The following is a 16,155-nucleotide window of genomic DNA, read 5'->3' on the forward strand; positions in this document are numbered from 1 at the left end:
ACGGTGCTTCCTCGGCGCGGCTTGCTGCCGCTGACGCGCACTATGCGCATGGCGGGACCGGACGCGAAGGGGGCGGGCGGCGCGAGTGCCGGCACTGGCTGAACGTCAGTTGCGATTGATACTGCGACTCGGTTGCAATATAGCGTCCTGGCCTGACTCGATCCCCGCTGAAGGACCCCCCATGCCGCCGCTGCCTGCAACCCTGCCGTCCCGGCGGCGCCTGCTGCTGTCCAGCCTTGCCATGGCGGGCCTGTCCGCCCTGCCGCGGCCCTCGCGCGGGGCGGATGCCATCGCCACAACCGACCTCGCCGGCCGCACCGTCACGCTGCGCGCTCCGGCGCGGAAGGTGATCCTGGGCGAAGGCCGGCTGATGTACGGCTTCAGCACCCTGGTGCCGCGCGCGCCCTTCGAACGGGTCGTGGGCTGGGCCGACGACATGATCATGTTCGACCCCGGGACGTGGCGGAAATACCGCGCCGCCGTGCCGCAGGCCGAAGCCCTGCCGCGCTTCTCCAATGCCGTGAACGCCGACTTCAGCGTGGAACGGGCGATCGCGCTCGATCCCGACCTGGTGCTGTTCCCGCTGTCGGCGCACCAGCGCATGGAAGCGACCGGGACCTACGACAAGCTGGCCCGGGCCGGCATCGCCACGGCCGTGGTCGATTTCCGCGAACAGCCGTCGCAGAACACCACGCCGAGCATCGAGGTGCTGGGCCGGCTGCTCGGACTTGATGCCGAGGCGCGCGCCTTCAACGACTATTTCCTGCGCGAGACGCGGCGCGTCTCCTCCCGCGTGTGGAACCTGCCGGCGAACCGCCGCACCGCGGTGCTGATGGAACGCGCCGCCGGCTACGATCCCAACAGCTGCTGCCAGACCTTCGGCAACGCCAACCTGGGCGTCACCTTGCAGGAAGCCGGCGGCATCAACTGGGGTACCGGCCGTTTCCCCGGTCTGGGCGGCACCGTGAACCCCGAGACGATCTTCAGCGACGACCCCGAGGTGATCATCGGCACCGGCGCCGACTGGACCGAAGGCATGCCGGGGTCGCGTGGCGTGCCCTTCGGCTATGAGGCGACGCCCGAGCGCGTGCAGGCCGCGCTCCGCGCGCTCGCCGAACGGCCCGGCTGGCCCTCGCTGCGTGCGGTGAAGTCGAAGCGCTTCTATTCGATCTACCACCAGTTCTACACATCGCCCGCGCATCTGGTCGCCTTGCAGGTCTTCGCGAAGTGGCTGTACCCGCAGGCCTTCGCCGACCTCGACCCCGATGCGACCTGGCGCATCTATCATGAGCGCTTCTCGCCCATCCCGCTGTCCGGCGTGTTCTGGGCGCAACTCGCGTGAGCGTCACCGCGCCCGCCATCGCCGCGGCCGGCGAAGCGCGCGGCGGGGCCGGGCGGGTCGGGCTGCGGCGGACCGCGCTGTTGGCCGCCGGGGCGCTCGTGGTCGCGCTGCTGTTCCTGGTCGACCTCGGCACCGGGCCTGGTGCGTTGAGCCGGGGCGACATCCTCGCGGCGCTGCTGAACCCCGAGGCAGCGTCGCCGCGCTACGTCGTGATCGTGTGGGACATCCGCCTGCCGGTGGCGCTGCTGGCCGTGGTGGTGGGCGGCATGCTCGGCCTGGCGGGCGCGCAGATGCAGACCATCCTCGACAACCCGCTGGCCGATCCCTTCACGCTGGGGCTGTCCTCGGCGGCGGGCGTGGGGGCTTCGGTGGCCATCGTCACGGGCATGTCCGTACTGCCGGCGGCGGGGCCGACGCTGGTGACGGTGAACGCCTTCGCCTTCGCCTTCGGCGCGGCGATGCTGGTGCATGTCTTCACCCTGGCGCGCGGCGCGACCTCCGAGACGATGATCCTGTTCGGCATCGCGTTGATGTTCACCTTCAACGCGCTGCTCGCCCTGCTGCAATACCGCGCGTCGGAGACGCAGCTCGTGCAGATCGTGTTCTGGATGATGGGCTCGCTGCAGCGCGCATCGCTCGAGAAGATCGGCATCGCCGCCGGCGTGCTGGCCGTCGCCAGCCTGCTGCTGTGGCGGCGACGCTGGGCGCTGACGGCGATGCGCTTCGGCGACGACCGCGCCGCGAGCCTCGGCGTCGATCCGCGCCGGCTGCGGCTGGAAGTGCTGGTGATCGTGGCGCTGCTGTCGGCCACCGCGGTGTCCTTCGTCGGCGTGGTCGGCTTCGTCGGGCTGGTCGGGCCGCATGTCGCGCGGCTGCTGGTCGGCGAGGACCAGCGCTGGTTCGCGCCGCTGTCGATGCTGTCCGGCGCGGCGATGCTGTCGGCGACGTCGATCGTGTCGAAGGCGCTGTCGCCCGGCATCATCTATCCGATCGGCATCATCACCGCGCTGGTGGGCGTGCCGTTCTTCCTGTCGCTGGTGATGGCGCGCCGGAGCCCGGGACGATGACGGGACTCGCCGTCGAAGGATTGTCCGTCGCCTATGGCCGCCGGCGCGTGCTGCATGACGTCACCGTGCCGCGGCTGCTGCCCGGCACGCTCACGGCGCTTCTGGGGCCCAATGCGTCGGGCAAATCCACCCTGCTGCGCAGCATCGCCGGGCTGAAGCGGCCGGCGGCCGGGCGCATCCTGGTGGATGGCCGGCCGATCGAGGCGATGCCCCTGCGCGAGCGCACGCGGCTGGTGCGCTACGTGCCGCAGGTCTTCGCGGCGGCGGCGCGGCTGACCGTGTTCGATGCGGTGCTGGTCGCCGCGCGCACCGCCGGGGCTGCCGGCAGCGGTGCTGCGGTGGCGGGGCGCGTCGAAGTGATCCTGGCCCGCACGCGCATCGAGCATCTGGCGCATCGGATGATCTGCGATCTCAGCGGCGGGCAGCAGCAGATGGTGGCGCTGGCGCAGGGCCTGGTGCAGCCCGCGCCGGTGTTGCTGCTCGACGAACCGACCAGCGCGCTCGACCTGCGCCACCAGCTGGAGGCGCTGGCGCTGCTGCGCGAGGTGGCGCTGGCAGATGGCCATGTCGCCGTGGTGGCGCTGCACGACCTGTCGCTGGCTGCGCGGCATGCCGACCGCGTGCTGCTGATGGGCCAGGGCGCGGTCGTCGCCGACGGTTCGCCGGCCGAGGTCTTCGCCGATCCCATCTGCGGCCGCACCTACGGCGTGGACCTCGTCGCCGAGATATCCCGGCGCGGTACCCTGATGATCGACGCGGCGCTGCCATGAGCATGACCGGCAACTACGACCTCAAGGAAGAAATCCGCGACTACTGGTCCGGTCGCGCGGCGGGCTTCGATGCCGCACCCGGGCACCGGATCGACGAGGCCGACCTCGGCGCCTGGCAGCGGCTGATCGAGGCCGGCCTAGGCGCGCTGAACGGGCGTACCGTGCTCGACCTTGCCTGCGGCACGGGGGAGGTGAGCCGCGCCTTGCTCAACCTCGGTGCCGGCGTGACCGGGGTGGATTTCTCCGAGGCGATGCTGGCGCGCGCGCGGGCGAAACACGCCGGACAATCCTGGCAGGGGCGGCTCGCCGATGCCGAGACGCTGGCCGGCCTGCCCGATGCGACCTTCGACGGCGCGGTGACGCGGCACCTGGTGTGGACGCTCACCGACCCGCCGGCCGCCTTCGCCGCCTGGCTGCGCGTATTGAAGCCCGGCGCACGGCTGCTGGTGGTCGATGGCAACTGGGTGCGGGAGGGCCTGCGCGGCAGGTTGCTGCGGCGCATCGCCGCGGCGCTGGGCGGGACCGCGCCGGCCGCGGCCGATGGCGCGGTGCACCGGCAGATCCTGTCGCGCGTGCCCTATCATGACGGGCTGACGCGGGACCGGCTGATCGGCGACCTGGTGCGCGCCGGCTTCACCGATCCGCGGCCGCACGGCGTCGGCGCGATCTACCTGCGCGGGTTGCACGGCGCGACGCTGGCCGAGCGGCTGCGGCTGCTGGCGCCAACGCGCTTCGCGGTGTCCGTGGGCAAGCCGGGCGGGGCGTGAAAGCGGCCTTCGTGCCGCCGATCAGGCAGGCGCTGCCGAGGTGGCCCCGTCGTGCTGGCCGCCCATGGCCGCGCGGGCGTTGGATGTGGCCCGACCGGCGCGGAAGATGCCGAGTTGCATCTCGCAGGACACATCGGTGAAGCCTGCGTCGGCGAGCGCACCCTCGATCTCGGCGGGCGGCACGCAGGCATCGACGGTGTCCCAGAGGTAGCGCATCATGATCTGCGCTTCCTCCCCACCGCCGAGCCAGCGGGAGAGCGCCGGCACCAGGCGGCCGAGGTAGAGGCGCAGCGCGGCAGCGGCCCAGCGGCTGCGGGGATGGTCGATCTCCAGCAGCAGGACCCGTCCACCGGGCCGCCGGACCCGGCGGAACCTCACGATCGTGCTGTCGCAATCACGCGTCGAACTGCGCGAAACGGACCACCCGGGCTTGGTGCAGCGACGCTACGACCTTCCGGTTTGGCGCGAAAATCGGTCCCGGGCACTTTCTGCGGAGCTGATTTCCAGAAGGTCCCAGTGAGCAAGTACATCGCCCCGCGAGGCGTAGTCTGCGAAGAGCGCCGATATGAAGTCGCCGATTTCTTCAAAGGAACTCGCCAGGTAGGTGCCATAATTCGGATCAAACACGAAAAGATCGAAATCATCGCGCTTCTCCAAGGCGATCAAGTGGCCTTCCGGGAAATTCAAGCCAACAAAATAGAAGCCCTCCGTCAAAGTCCTGCAGCAGGATACGAGGGAACCGACACTTTCTCCATACCGCTCCTCACTCACACTGATCTGAGTGACGTGCGAAATCGAGTTGAGAACGCTTTCCCTGTGGCCGTCCGTTTGGCTCCAGGCATCCTCATAGATCCGCTGCATATTGATAGACATGTCGAACTGCTTCATCAGCGCATTCATGTCGTCGGCCTTTGCGCCACCAGTAACGGAGCGCACCCAAGCGATGGAGAGTGCCGCGCAAATGCCTTCACTGACGTCTGTCTTTTCCGTGTGCGCCGATCCGAGTACTTTTCCCTGATCAAATTCCGCAAGAAAGTAGTCGGAAAGGTCGCCCATGAATTATCCCCTGCGCTTCTTCAGGCCGGGGCGTCCCATGCGCCGCGACGTGCCAAATCTGCGGTAACGCGTTGGTGAAAAGACTATAGGGTGAACTAACGTGGGCAAAGGAAGAATGCTCGACGCTTCGCGATCATCGCGCAGTGGTGAGCGCCGTCAGCGAGGGGCGAGAGTTCCCCCTTCGAGCGGAGGGCGCGATTTCACGACAATCCCCACCGTCGCGACCGGCCCTCGGATCGCCTCCACGGGCCTTCAAACTCCGAGTTGAATTCACGTCTCCGCCAGCGTCCGCGCCGGTTGTGGCGCACGCCATCCACCCTCCGCATGTGCCCATTGCGCCGATGGACGGCGTCAACGGAGGTCCGAGTGTCGGCGTGGATTGCTTACGGGCTGGTGGCGTGCGCGTTCCTGGGAATTTGGCTCGTGCTCCACGGGCTTGGCGGCGCGCTGGCATGGGTTGCGAGGCGACAGGACCGGCGCGGGTATTGAATGCTCGACCGGCTCCCGACACGTCACGGGAGGCGATGCCGGGAGCGACGGCGGCGGGGTAGAGTTGCCTTGCCTGGATCCCCGAGGATGGCGGTCGCGGGTGCTGGATTGTGACGGTGCCAGCGACTGGATCTTGGCGCGCCGGCGGCGAAGGGCTCATTGCTGCGGGAGCGTTCGGGATGGCTTGCCCCCGGGTCGCCCCCGTCCTGTGAAAGTGGTGTAGCGGTGGGAACCGGGGAACGAAACTCTCTGACGGCAGCCTCCGCCGGGGGGCGCGGTTGAAATCAGGGCCCACGTCTATCGCGGGCAAATGCAGCAGTATAGTCGACCAAGCTCCCTGACACGTAGGTTCGAGAACTCCATGTCGGCGCTGAAAAGGCCTTGCCAGAGCGGAAGAGCCATAGATAACTTGCGATTAATTGAGGAGTAATATTTTCGTGCCTGACGTTGTGGCGACACAGTCGCGCTTCATCGCTTACGTCGCGCTGTCTGCGGCCGCACGTGTCTCTGGGCCAGCCGTGGCGACCAAGTTGGCAGAACGATATCCAGAGTGGGCCCGAACGGCGCAAGCGATCGAGGCATCTGGCGTTGCCGATGCGCCAGCCGGCTTTCTGCTTCTTGTCGGCGAACAGAAACTCCTGGTCAGTTTCATCGACGCTCCTTTGCCCGCCGACTGCTTCCAAGACGACGCCCATCAGCGTCTTTGGGTAGGGTGGGAAGCGGCAGCGCGCGCTCAGCGCGCGCACGTCATCGTCGCCAACCTCGACACCGCATCGGATGCACCCGGTAAGGTGCAGGCCGCGGCGCCGGTGTTCGCCACGGCCGCCACGCTCTGCGAGTTGGTCCCTGAGACCCTTGGCGTGTCCTGGGCAGCCTCGGCGCTCTTCATCGCGCCCGATGCCATCCGTCAGGCAGCAGCGGCCATGCGGCCCGACCAATTGCCGGTGTCGGAATTGATCAAGCCGTGCTGGTACGCCGGTGAGCCCCCGGATCGGCAATCGCTGGGGCTCCTGACGATGGGCCTCGCGCCCTTCGTGGGGCGCGAGATCGACCACCCTCCGACCGGCGAACAGCCAAGCATAATCTACAATCGCTGCCTGAACCTGGCGCTCTACCTGATGCGCAGCGGGCCAGTGATCCGCGACGGCGATACCGTCGGCCAGACGCCGACGCAGCGCATCGTCGTGCGGTTCGGCGAGCGTGGCGGGGTGCCGACCTATCAGCTCGACATATCGACGGCAGGCTGAAGGCAAGGCACGGAAGCGCGCCATGGCAGCGTTGATCAAGTTCTCGATTGATGGGCGCTGGGCTCCCAACGTGGAGGGAAGCCGAGCCAAGGGCGAGCCGGGGCGGAACCATGTGCTGCACAACGATCCGGAGATGCTCGGGTTCCTCGATTTCGGCTTCAAGGGCATCCCTTTCGACGCAGCCGCTGTAAAGACCGAGTTCTGGCTGAAGACCAACCATCGGACACTGGGGGATGTGCTGCCCGTTCTCGGCAAGTGGGGCTGCTCGGCCGAGTTCAAGGACCTCGTTGAGACCCTCGAACCGGACGTGCACCAGTTCTTCCCCATCACCATCCGCCGCCCGAATGGCAAGCCGATCCTGCGGCTGGATGGGCGAGAGGTCGGACCGGGCCATTACTTCATTATGAATCCACTGCAACAGGTCGAAGCGCTGCTGCCCGATCATTGCGTCGCGCCCTGGGGCGAGCAGCGCCGGACCATCCGCGACGTGATGCCGGATGTGGACGACCTCTGCGTGTCGCGCACGGCGATCGAGGGGCGGCATTTGTGGCTCAACAAGCCCTTTATCGGCAGCGGCCTGATTTTCATGTCTGACGCCCTCAGCGCGGCTGTTCAGGCGAAGAAGCTCAGGGGTTTCAGGCTGCGACAGGTGCGCGAGGCGTGAGCGATCGTTTCCGCAATTCATCATTTTTGTAAACAGTAAAGCCGGGAGTTCCCAATGAGTGAAACCACGCCGAGCGTGACGGAACTCGAAAGGAACCATTTGATCCCGAATCAATTATTTCAGAATCTTGATTTATTTTGAGAGCTGAAAAACCACAATCTTTACGACCAAGAGTCTCCTGATAATATCAGATTATTGCCGATTTCGTCGGAAACTCTGGTTGGCGACGTTAAAGTTTCGATCCATCGGGGATCGCATCCAGGCTACACCAGTTATGTAGAAACTGCACTGCGGATTTTTGAATTGGAGTTTAATAATAGAGTTATTGAAGTATCTCAGGATCCCAATTCGACGCATGCGCACGCCGTCGAAACGGCTGTTCGCGAAATGGTGGCAAAAATCCAGGCATTTCAAGACCATCTCCGTATTGGATTGAACGACGCGGAACGCATGCCGCTAAATCGCCTTAGTTTGTACGACGAAAAATACAGTGATTGGACAAAAGAACAGAAACTTCAAGAAGTTCGCGATATATGGGCGCAGCGAACCGCCGAACTTAATCAATTGCTGAACGGTAAAGAATTCACAAATCGCTGGAATGATATTCGCGGCAACGATTCCAACCCGCCCGACCAATTCCGTGAGCAGATCGACCGAGCCCTCGCGGTCGACCCCGATATCAACAACAACACCGATCCTCGAACAACGCTTGAGCGCATCGCGACCGTGAACTCGGACGTCGAACTCGGGCGCGCTATAGTGCCTGAGGCTTTCAGGCCGAACTGGACCACGGCTCAGCTTGCGGAATTGGGTAATCATACGCGGCATATCGCCCACTCGATGATGCCTTTGGCGGCCCTCGAGTATGCCCAGGTTGGATCAGCCGTGGTCGATCATCTGCGGAATGGAGATTTTGCCTCAGCAGGCATGGAACTCGGCCGTTTCGCGGCCGAATAGATCAGTGCTGCCGCCGGTTTCCGTGTGGGTGCTGCTGCCCATCGTCAGGCAGCCGGCCGTGTACGGCAACCGCGGTGGCGAGCAGTCGGAGTTCGCGCTCCGTCGCGCATGGTGGGGCGTGCGCTCCACCAACTCCGCCACGTATCTGCCGCACAGAGCGTAGGTCTTCTGCGGCTTTCAGCGTGGCTCGATAATCGGCCAAGTCGCCAGGTCCAGAGAGAAACGCAAGGAGAGAGCCGGTTTTGGTTCCTCGTTCCGCCTGCGCAGTAGCCAGCCCGCGCGCGAAAACCACGGAAATCCTGCGCCTCGCGGCGAGGCGCCCGCAGGGGGAGAACGGTTGGAGCAGGCGGAGGTGGCGTCCCCGGCGAGATTCGAACTCACGGCCCCAGGATTAGGAATTCCGGTTCCCATGGCCATCAGGGCTTTTCTAGGTTTTTGCCGGCTTCCTAAAGTCCAGTAAATCTGTTGATTTTCGCATGTTTCGGTCCATCTTGGGCCTCATGGGTCTTGCAAATTCTGCTTACTGGCCTGCTTACTGGCGCTAACAGTAAGCAGCCCGCCGCAGGATGCCCCTCATGGAAGCCGCCCAGCAACCACCGTCCCGCACACGCCTCAGCGATGTGAAGGCGCAGCGCGCCGCGCCTGAGCCCGGCAAGGTCGCGAAAGGCAACGACACCTTCGTGTGGGACGACGCTTTGCCGGGCTTCGGCCTGAAGATCACGGCCGCCGGGGGCCGGTCCTGGGTGTTCCAGTATCGGACCCGAGACGAGGCGAAGCAGACCCGCCGCATGACGCTGGGCACGGCCGGGAAGGGCGGGGGCGCCATTAGTGCGAGCCGTGCGCGTGACCTCGCCGAACAAGCGTCAACCCGCGTGAAGGCCGGCCAGGACCCGCAGGCCGACAAGATCGCGAAGCGGAACGCCGCGACGGTGGGCGAACTGCTTGACCTGTGGCTCGCCCATCAGCGCAGCCGGGTTGCGCTGGGTGACCTCGCGGAGAGCACCCGCGCCGATTACGCGACGCGGGCCAACGGACACCTGCGCGCGGCGTTCGGTAGTCTCAAGCCGGCCGACCTTACACGGCAGCGCATCGACGTGTGGCGGCGCGCTCGCCTCGATGCCGCCGCGAAGACAGCCGAGGAAGCGGCGCGCGTCGCCGAGCGACCGGAGGATGCCCAGCCCAGGCAGGGGCGCCGCACGGCGAAGGCTAAGCCCGCGCCCCGTCTCTTGGGTCAGGAAGGCATGAAGGCCGTTCTGCGTGTCCTGTCGGCTTTCTGCGGCTGGGCGGTGGACCATGGCCACATGTCGGTAAACCCCGCCCTCGGGATGGGGCAGTTTGCGACGGCGCGGCGCGAAGTCTTCCTCTCGCCCGCCGCGATCACTGCCGCCGGAGCCAGCATCGCGCGCTCCGGCGCGAATGAAGTCAGCCTCGCGGCGCTGCGCGCGCTCATCCTGTCCGGCATGCGGCGCGGCGAAGTGCTCGCCATGCGGTGGGAGCATGTGGACCTCGACGCGCGAATGATCGAACTCGTCCAGCACAAGACGAGCCGGAAGACGGGCCGGCGGCTGGTGCCTATCACGCCGTCGCTTGCGGCGGTCTTTGAGGAAGCCAAGGCGTGGCGTCGTCGCGGCTGTCCGTATGTCTTCCCCGCCCAGGCCGACAAGGCGATGGCGGCGGTGAAGGGTGGTCAGCCCGTGGCGGCGAAGGTCATGGCTGGGCACTTGTCGCCCACCGCCCTGCGGCGCGCCTGGGCGAAGGTCAGAGGCACCGCAGGCGTCGGAGCCGTCCGGCTGCACGACCTGCGTCACACCGCCGCGTCGGTCGGTGCCGCCGAAGGGCTGTCACTGCCGCAAATCGGCAAGGTGCTGGGCCACACCAGCGCGCAGACCACCGCGCGCTATGCCCACATGATGACGGAAGCTGCGACCTTGGCGGCGGCGAAGATCGCCGCACCGATTGCGGCGCTCTTGGAGGCCGGAGCCAACGCCGCCGGTCAGGACGCGGCGAAGGTGGCGGCACTCCCTCGGCCCGATCCGATGCGGAAAGGATCGGCGAGGAAGACCGCATAAGCACTGCGTCACGCGGAGAGAGGGGTTTTGGTGGTTCTGGTGGTTTTGGTGAACGGGAGAGAGGGAAAAAGAGCACCCACGGCCGGGCATAAGAGGCGCCATATGTCTCGTCTGCGGAGGGTCACAAACCCACATATAGAGCAGAAATACTGGCCTATATGTGGGTTCACCATTTGCCACTCCATTCCTTCCATCGTCCTGCTTGCGCTTCCTCCGTCTATCTCCCGTCACCAAAAGCACCAGAACTTTCAAAACTCCTAGACGGACTTCCTTTCGTGCCCGTTCCTCTCTCTCCACCGTCCGCCAAAACCACCATTACCGCCAAAACCTACGGCACTCCGCCGCCCCCCTTGGGAGGCGGGAAGTGCCACAGTGCTCGGCCTCGACGCGCCGGCCTATGCCGTCGCCCCATGCCCATCCTGGGCCGGCACCGCCTCCCAAAGCCGAGGGTTCACCAGATAGTCGCCGCGCGGCCGGCCACCCCGCTCCGCGATGGGCGCCGGTTTGGGCGTGAGGATGTCTTCCTCCATCAGAACCGCCACGGCCGCCTTCACGTCATCGGTGGTGCTGAGCCCAGGCAGCCGCGCTGAATTGCGGACAGCCCGCGCGTTGATCTCCGCTGGGCAGGTGCGGATGATCTCGCGCAGCAGCGTCCGCGCGCCCCGCTGGGCGGGGGTGAGCGCCGCGTCACCGAAGACCCGCTCCGCCATGGGCAGGAAGTAGCCATCCATCAACATGACGGCGGCGCGCACCGCCTCGGCCGACACGACCGATGGCGGCGGTGGGCCACCGATCACACCGTCCCGGCCGCACCACCACAGATGCTCGATCACCAGCGCCAGACGCACGGCGTTGCCCCGCGCCTTGCCCAATGCACCGATCATCGGCCCGCCCGCCTGCCGCTCCCGGTCCTGCCAAGCCTGCCCAGCAGCCTCAAGTAGTCCCGCCGCGTCATCGGTGAGGTGCAGCGCTTGGGGCCTCGCCTCGCCTTCCCCGTCAGGCTCCATTTCCAGGCCGGCAAGGCGTTGCAGTGCCGCCGCAATGCGCTCCGCGCTCGCGGCAACCTTCGGTCGCTGGAACCGCTTGCCGTCCTCCGGCCAGAACCACAGGAAGCGCGATGGCAGCCCATCGTCAGCGCCGCTGGTGACAGGGCGCAGCTTGTCGGGCTGGATCGACCCCAGCAGCGCCACGCCGAAGCGCGGAACTTGGATGGGTTCCGGGTTCTTCACCCGATCGACGGTTAACGATCCGGCGCTCCATGCCTCCAGCCAGGCTGCGCGGTCGCCGCCACCGCCACCGCCGGAATACCTGTCGAAGCTACCGAGGAAGCCCGCAAGCTCATCGCGAAAGACCACCAGGCCCTTCGGGTTGTCCCGCAGCAGATGGGCGACCTTCTCGGTGGTCACATCGCCGGTCTTGATGCGAGGCCGCGACGGGCCGGGCGGATCATCCGCGCCCGCCGGCTTCGGCGGTGCATCTTCCCCCCGCTTGACCGCCTGTGCCACGGCCTGCTCCCAGGCGGCGCGCTCCTGCTTCGCCTGCGCGACCTTCGCCTCCCATTCGCGCAGCGCCTCGGGATGCCCAGCTCCAAGCGTGCGCTCGACACGCGAGAGCGGATCGCCGGCAACCACCTTCATACCGGGCGACTTCCCCGCTGACGGATTGCCCACGGCGGCGCACCACAGGAAGGGCGGCTCGGTCCAGCCATCCCACACGCGAGCCCACCGCGCGTTGCCAATCGCCGCAGACGCGGTGGCGAGCAGTCCGGCCGCCACATAGTCTGGCGGTGCGTTCGCGCCTTCGGCGCCGTCCTGAATAATCTTCGCCCACCAGGCGCCGAAGGGTGCGAGCGGCAGGGCCGGTGCCGGCCGGCGCTTCTCATCCAGCAGTGCCAGCGACGGCATGGGCCATCCGTCCGCAATGCCCGGCAGCGTGGGCGCATCGGGCGGGGTTTCTGCCATCGTGCGCGTCCACATGCGCATGAAGGCCCGGTCGCCGATATGCCGCTTCACGTCCTCGCTCGGGTGCATCGACAGCGCGACCCGCGCTTCCTCCATGGTGAAGCCGCGCGCCTTGAGCATGCCCACCAGGCTAAGCGCGACGCCGGATCCGCTCGCGTCCTGAAGGTCCGACACGTCGCCTGCCCATCGCTGGGCAAGCCGAGTATCCGACGCGAGCGCCGCTTGCATCTTCGCAGCGATGGGTGAGGGCTGGGCATCACTGGCTTTGGCCGGCTGAGCCGTCACCGCGATTGAGGACGCCGGCAGCGCGTCCTGTGGGCCGTCATCCGCAGCAGGTTGCGGCGGCGCTGGCTGCGCAGTCGGCGACTTGCCGCAGAAATCCGGTCCTGCCCTTCTCGCGATCCATAGCAGATCGACGAGCGAAACCTGGCGAATGGGCTTCTCATCACCGTCGATCGCGTCGCCCGTCACGATGAAGAAGCGATTGGATAGGTGAAGCTCGATGGCGGGCGGATGCCCCCCTCCTGGTCGCTTCCATATGGCGCTGTGCTCCATGCCCGTCTCGGCGCGCAGCAGTCCGGCGTCCTCCATCGAGTAGAAGAAGAACGCTTTCACGCCGCGCCCACTGGGCGACACTTCGGCATAGGTGTTGACACGATCGAGGATCGCGCGCGCCCATCGTTCCAGAAGGCCAGTCTCGGGGTCTACGCATGTGTCCAAGTCCAATCCGCCGATCGCGAGCCCTGGCGGGTCATTCACCACCATCGTCAAATCGCCCAGCACAAGGCCGGCGCCGGATGTGCGCGATACACCGCCGGCCGCCTGCTCCGCCTGCATTCGCGTCCCAAAGGTGGCGGGATCATTGACGCGTCCCATACCACCGCGCGGCGCGCGCGGTGTCTTGGGCGGCTTCCCGTCGCCTGCATCGGCATTCCAGAATAGCCAGCGCCGCACACCATTGAAGTCGGCGAGCGACGCCACCGCGCCGGCAGCGCCGCACGCATCATGCGCGGCGCTCACGATGCGTCCCTCCGGAGCCATGGCGGGTTCATCTTGAGAAGGACGTCCTTCTCATCGGCGATGTCTAGGATCGCATTCAGCGTCGCGCGCTCGTATTCATCGACGGTCGCGGCGCGCTCGATCCGCCGCAGAAAGCGATACGCCTGTCCCCAAGGCTTCAGGGTTGGATAGCGCAGCGTCGCACCGGCGAGCATTGCGCGGCGCGCGTCCTCTTGGTGTTTCAGATCGTCGGGCACGATGCCCCTCCGGATGGATGGGGCGCGGGATGATGCTGGCGCCAGCCGGTGGGGGCGGGTATGGTGTCCTTGGGAATAGACCACCACTCCGACCTTCACCGACCCGGCCAGGAACCCCCTGCGCCGGGTTGTGTTTTTCAGGCGGCCTGCTGCGCGAGTGCGTGCAGCGCATGGGCAGGGATCAGCCGACGCCGCCCCAACTTCACGCTGGGGATTTTCCCTTCCGCGAGCAGCCGAAGCGCCAGGCTCTTGCCTATCCGCAGTCGGGCGCGGGCCTCGGCGACGGTGAGGAATTCGGGGCCGGAAACGGCGGGAGCCGCGTCAGCAATCTCGATGGTCTGCGACATATTAGTGTGTCCCTAACGGGCCTCGGCGGGGTGCCTCGGCTCGCGGTGGACAATGAGGGATCAGCAGTTTGTCAGGATCGCCCCCTGAATTTCGCGCAGCGCCTTGCACGCTTCGTTCTAAGCGTGGCCAGGCTTGGCTTTCAGAGCCTCGCGCGTGATACCAAAAAGATCATCGCGGGCGGCTTCGCGAGCGGCGGCGCGCTGGCGCTCGGCGGCCAGATACCGTTCGACTGCGGGGGGCGTTGACCCATAGCCTTTGCGCGCTTCGCGAAGGGGGCGCGCATTGAGCCGGCGAAGCTCTCGCAGGCGAGCAGCAGCCAAGGGCACCGTGGCGCCCAGGCGCGCTGATCCCTCCACCATGGGTGCGGCTTCAAAATCGTTGAGTCGGTGGTCTGGTTCACCGATGGCGAAGCTGCCTTGCTGGATCGCTTGGCTGAGGTCACGCGCGATGCGCTTCAAAGCACCCATCTCCATAGCGGTCTGTCGCGCCCACACACGAACGATACGAGAAAGATGCGCCTTCGCGATCTGGAGGGGTGAAGCTTGCCACTTCATCACCCGTGAGCGCAGGTAAGCGACACGCAGCATCAGTGCTTCGACCTCGGCGGCGGCGAGAAGCGCGGGGTTGGGCTTCCAAGGCATACCGGGCCGCGTCGGCTGCCTCAGCCCGAGAGCTTGCGGGAAGTGCTTGGCGAGGAAGGCGACATAAGCGGCAGTCTGCGGAGGCATCCCATCACAGAGGCTCGGCCGTTCCAACTTCCGAAGGCGATAGGCGATGCGCTCAAGATCAGCCTTCGCCGCTTTGACGCCAAGGGCGTCATCGCGCCCGCGCGCGTGGGCAAGGTCGCGGTGCGCCTGCACCTTGGCCGCATTCAGCGCCTCGCGCTCTGTTTCGCCGTCCACTGAACCGCCGCAGCCTTCCACCGACCATGGCAATTCTACACGGCCTCAGAAAGTCAGCGCGAGCGCCGAATTTTCTACAGGGGTCCATCACCCTTCGCGGCGCGCACGACCGGAGGCCCCGGGAGGGGTGGGGCGGGCAGGGTCGGGGGCGCCGCCGAACAAGTCAGGCGCGCACAGAAGGCTATTGCGCTAGCAGACAGAAAAATTGACCCTCGACACCACGACGCGGTGCGAGGCGGATCAACGATGGAAAGATGGCGGGAAGCGCCCGGCATTTCGGCAGGTCTGGTCGGCTTCGTCTTCGTTGGGACGCTGGGCATGACCGAAGGGAGCGTGCGCACGGCCGCAACGGTTACGGGGCTCTACCTCGCTGTCGCATGCGCGGTCTTCGTCGTCGCACTTGCTGCCTTAGTCGTGCTTGAGCGCCGGAGCATATGGGAGAAGCGGCTGCGGGAAGGTCAGGACGCCAATCCGTGCCACGTCGATTATCCGGACTGCGCGCGCGCCGCCTTCTCAATTGCCCTTCAGCTACCCTTTGGCGCCGCGTGCATTGGTCTTCTTGGAGCGGTGCTGATTTCCGTCATTGCGGGCGGCTTCGTCTCCTGGCCCGACTGCGGTCCCGGCATTCCTGGGCGTCTCTGCTAGGCGAGGCGGGACGAATTTGAGCCGTCTGGCGGTTCTCGAAAATAAATCCGACCGGCCCGGCGACCGACAGCGCCCGACATCGACAGCACGCCGCCTGCGCCGCCGCGTGGCCCTCTACGGCATCGTCCGCAATGTCGCGCGTCGTCCGCAATGCCGCCCGATACGCAGCGTCGTCGTCTCGTTGACCCTCGCGCATCCCGCATCCGAGTGTGCCCATGCAGAGGCAGCGCGCCGCCTGCGTCGTTGGCCTGACGAGAAGCGTCACCGCTACCGGCTCACCAAAGCCACCCCGGAAGGACCGCTCATGATGGACACCACCAACTCGAACGCAGGCGGTGCGCGCAGCAAGGGCGATGACCTGACTGGCGCCGATGCGACGATCTACTGGCGCGCCTGCGCCGCGCTGCGGGTCGGTGAAGTCGCCGCCGGTATCGCGCCGCTACTCGCCCTTGCATGGGCTTCCTCGCCTGTCCTGCGCGCTCGTGTGCGGGCCGTGCTGGCGAATTATGGGCTGACGGTCAGTGATGAAGCCGCTTAGCCGGACGCGGATCCCCCCAGCGGCAACAACGTGTGATGAGCGTGGCATCGCCTCATGCATCGCGCCCGATCAATTGC

The 16,155-nt window shown here is 66.5% G+C and carries 15 protein-coding genes and 1 pseudogene; 10 read left to right on the top strand and 6 right to left on the bottom strand.

What is annotated here, in order from left to right:
* Positions 1-181: 181 nt before the first annotated feature.
* Genes AAFN86_RS20740 through AAFN86_RS20755 form a run of 4 tightly spaced genes read left to right on the top strand, consistent with a single transcriptional unit; the run spans position 182 to position 3,946 of the window.
* Complete coding sequence (locus AAFN86_RS20740) at positions 182-1,342, top strand: ABC transporter substrate-binding protein (protein ID WP_347545459.1); 1,161 nt, start codon at positions 182-184, stop codon at positions 1,340-1,342.
* The gene (locus AAFN86_RS20745; RefSeq protein ID WP_347545460.1) at positions 1,339-2,409 is read left to right on the top strand and encodes an iron ABC transporter permease; all 1,071 of its coding nucleotides are present in this window, start codon (positions 1,339-1,341) and stop codon (positions 2,407-2,409) included. The genes AAFN86_RS20740 and AAFN86_RS20745 overlap by 4 nt, the downstream gene beginning before the upstream one ends.
* On the top strand, positions 2,406-3,179 hold the full coding sequence (locus tag AAFN86_RS20750) for an ABC transporter ATP-binding protein (RefSeq protein WP_347545461.1): 774 nt from the start codon (positions 2,406-2,408) through the stop codon (positions 3,177-3,179). Before AAFN86_RS20745 ends, AAFN86_RS20750 begins: the two co-directional genes overlap by 4 nt.
* Positions 3,176-3,946: a methyltransferase domain-containing protein gene (locus AAFN86_RS20755; protein ID WP_347545462.1), complete on the top strand. Its 771-nt coding sequence runs from the start codon at positions 3,176-3,178 to the stop codon at positions 3,944-3,946. The genes AAFN86_RS20750 and AAFN86_RS20755 overlap by 4 nt, the downstream gene beginning before the upstream one ends.
* Before the next feature lie 21 nt (positions 3,947-3,967).
* Here the strand turns inward: AAFN86_RS20755 and AAFN86_RS20760 are convergent.
* Together AAFN86_RS20760 and AAFN86_RS20765 are read right to left on the bottom strand one after the other, a co-directional pair.
* A pseudogene (locus AAFN86_RS20760) lies at positions 3,968-4,333 on the bottom strand (class I SAM-dependent methyltransferase); the annotation flags it as partial.
* Between the two features lie 57 nt (positions 4,334-4,390).
* Positions 4,391-5,002, bottom strand: coding sequence for a hypothetical protein (locus tag AAFN86_RS20765; protein WP_347545463.1), 612 nt, complete (start codon positions 5,000-5,002; stop codon positions 4,391-4,393).
* A gap of 926 nt (positions 5,003-5,928) precedes the next feature.
* Here AAFN86_RS20765 and AAFN86_RS20770 point away from each other — a divergent pair.
* The 4 genes from AAFN86_RS20770 to AAFN86_RS20785 all read left to right on the top strand — a co-directional run bounded on the left by AAFN86_RS20770 (position 5,929) and on the right by AAFN86_RS20785 (position 10,428).
* Positions 5,929-6,738, top strand: a complete 810-nt coding sequence (locus tag AAFN86_RS20770; RefSeq protein WP_347545464.1) for a DUF4261 domain-containing protein — start codon at positions 5,929-5,931, stop codon at positions 6,736-6,738.
* Between the two features lie 22 nt (positions 6,739-6,760).
* Complete coding sequence (locus AAFN86_RS20775) at positions 6,761-7,402, top strand: imm11 family protein (RefSeq protein WP_347545465.1); 642 nt, start codon at positions 6,761-6,763, stop codon at positions 7,400-7,402.
* Positions 7,403-7,597: 195 nt separating this feature from the next.
* Positions 7,598-8,359, top strand: a complete 762-nt coding sequence (locus AAFN86_RS20780; RefSeq protein WP_347545466.1) for a hypothetical protein — start codon at positions 7,598-7,600, stop codon at positions 8,357-8,359.
* Positions 8,360-8,934: 575 nt separating this feature from the next.
* Positions 8,935-10,428: a site-specific integrase gene (locus tag AAFN86_RS20785; protein WP_347545467.1), complete on the top strand. Its 1,494-nt coding sequence runs from the start codon at positions 8,935-8,937 to the stop codon at positions 10,426-10,428.
* A 395-nt stretch (positions 10,429-10,823) separates the two neighbouring features.
* Here AAFN86_RS20785 and AAFN86_RS20790 read toward each other — a convergent pair whose 3' ends face one another.
* The 4 genes from AAFN86_RS20790 to AAFN86_RS20805 form a co-directional block, all read right to left on the bottom strand.
* Positions 10,824-13,409, bottom strand: a complete 2,586-nt coding sequence (locus AAFN86_RS20790) for a DUF3987 domain-containing protein (RefSeq protein ID WP_347545468.1) — start codon at positions 13,407-13,409, stop codon at positions 10,824-10,826.
* Positions 13,406-13,645: a hypothetical protein gene (locus AAFN86_RS20795; protein WP_347545469.1), complete on the bottom strand. Its 240-nt coding sequence runs from the start codon at positions 13,643-13,645 to the stop codon at positions 13,406-13,408. Before AAFN86_RS20795 ends, AAFN86_RS20790 begins: the two co-directional genes overlap by 4 nt.
* Positions 13,646-13,782: 137 nt before the next feature.
* On the bottom strand, positions 13,783-13,992 hold the full coding sequence (locus AAFN86_RS20800) for an excisionase family DNA-binding protein (RefSeq protein ID WP_347545470.1): 210 nt from the start codon (positions 13,990-13,992) through the stop codon (positions 13,783-13,785).
* 117 nt (positions 13,993-14,109) lie between these two features.
* Positions 14,110-14,895 (bottom strand): hypothetical protein, encoded by a 786-nt coding sequence (locus AAFN86_RS20805; RefSeq protein ID WP_347545471.1) that lies wholly within the window; start codon positions 14,893-14,895, stop codon positions 14,110-14,112.
* 246 nt (positions 14,896-15,141) lie between these two features.
* Between AAFN86_RS20805 and AAFN86_RS20810 the strand changes: the two genes are divergently transcribed.
* Both AAFN86_RS20810 and AAFN86_RS20815 read left to right on the top strand, forming a co-directional pair.
* Positions 15,142-15,540 (top strand): hypothetical protein, encoded by a 399-nt coding sequence (locus AAFN86_RS20810; protein ID WP_347545472.1) that lies wholly within the window; start codon positions 15,142-15,144, stop codon positions 15,538-15,540.
* Positions 15,541-15,556: 16 nt separating this feature from the next.
* Positions 15,557-16,078 carry a hypothetical protein gene (locus AAFN86_RS20815; RefSeq protein ID WP_347545473.1) on the top strand — a complete coding sequence of 174 codons (522 nt, stop codon included), beginning with the start codon at positions 15,557-15,559 and terminating at the stop codon, positions 16,076-16,078.
* The last annotated feature ends 77 nt before the right edge of the window (positions 16,079-16,155 follow it).

This window comes from Roseomonas sp. CAU 1739 (assembly GCF_039839775.1).
Classification (GTDB): domain Bacteria; phylum Pseudomonadota; class Alphaproteobacteria; order Acetobacterales; family Acetobacteraceae; genus Neoroseomonas.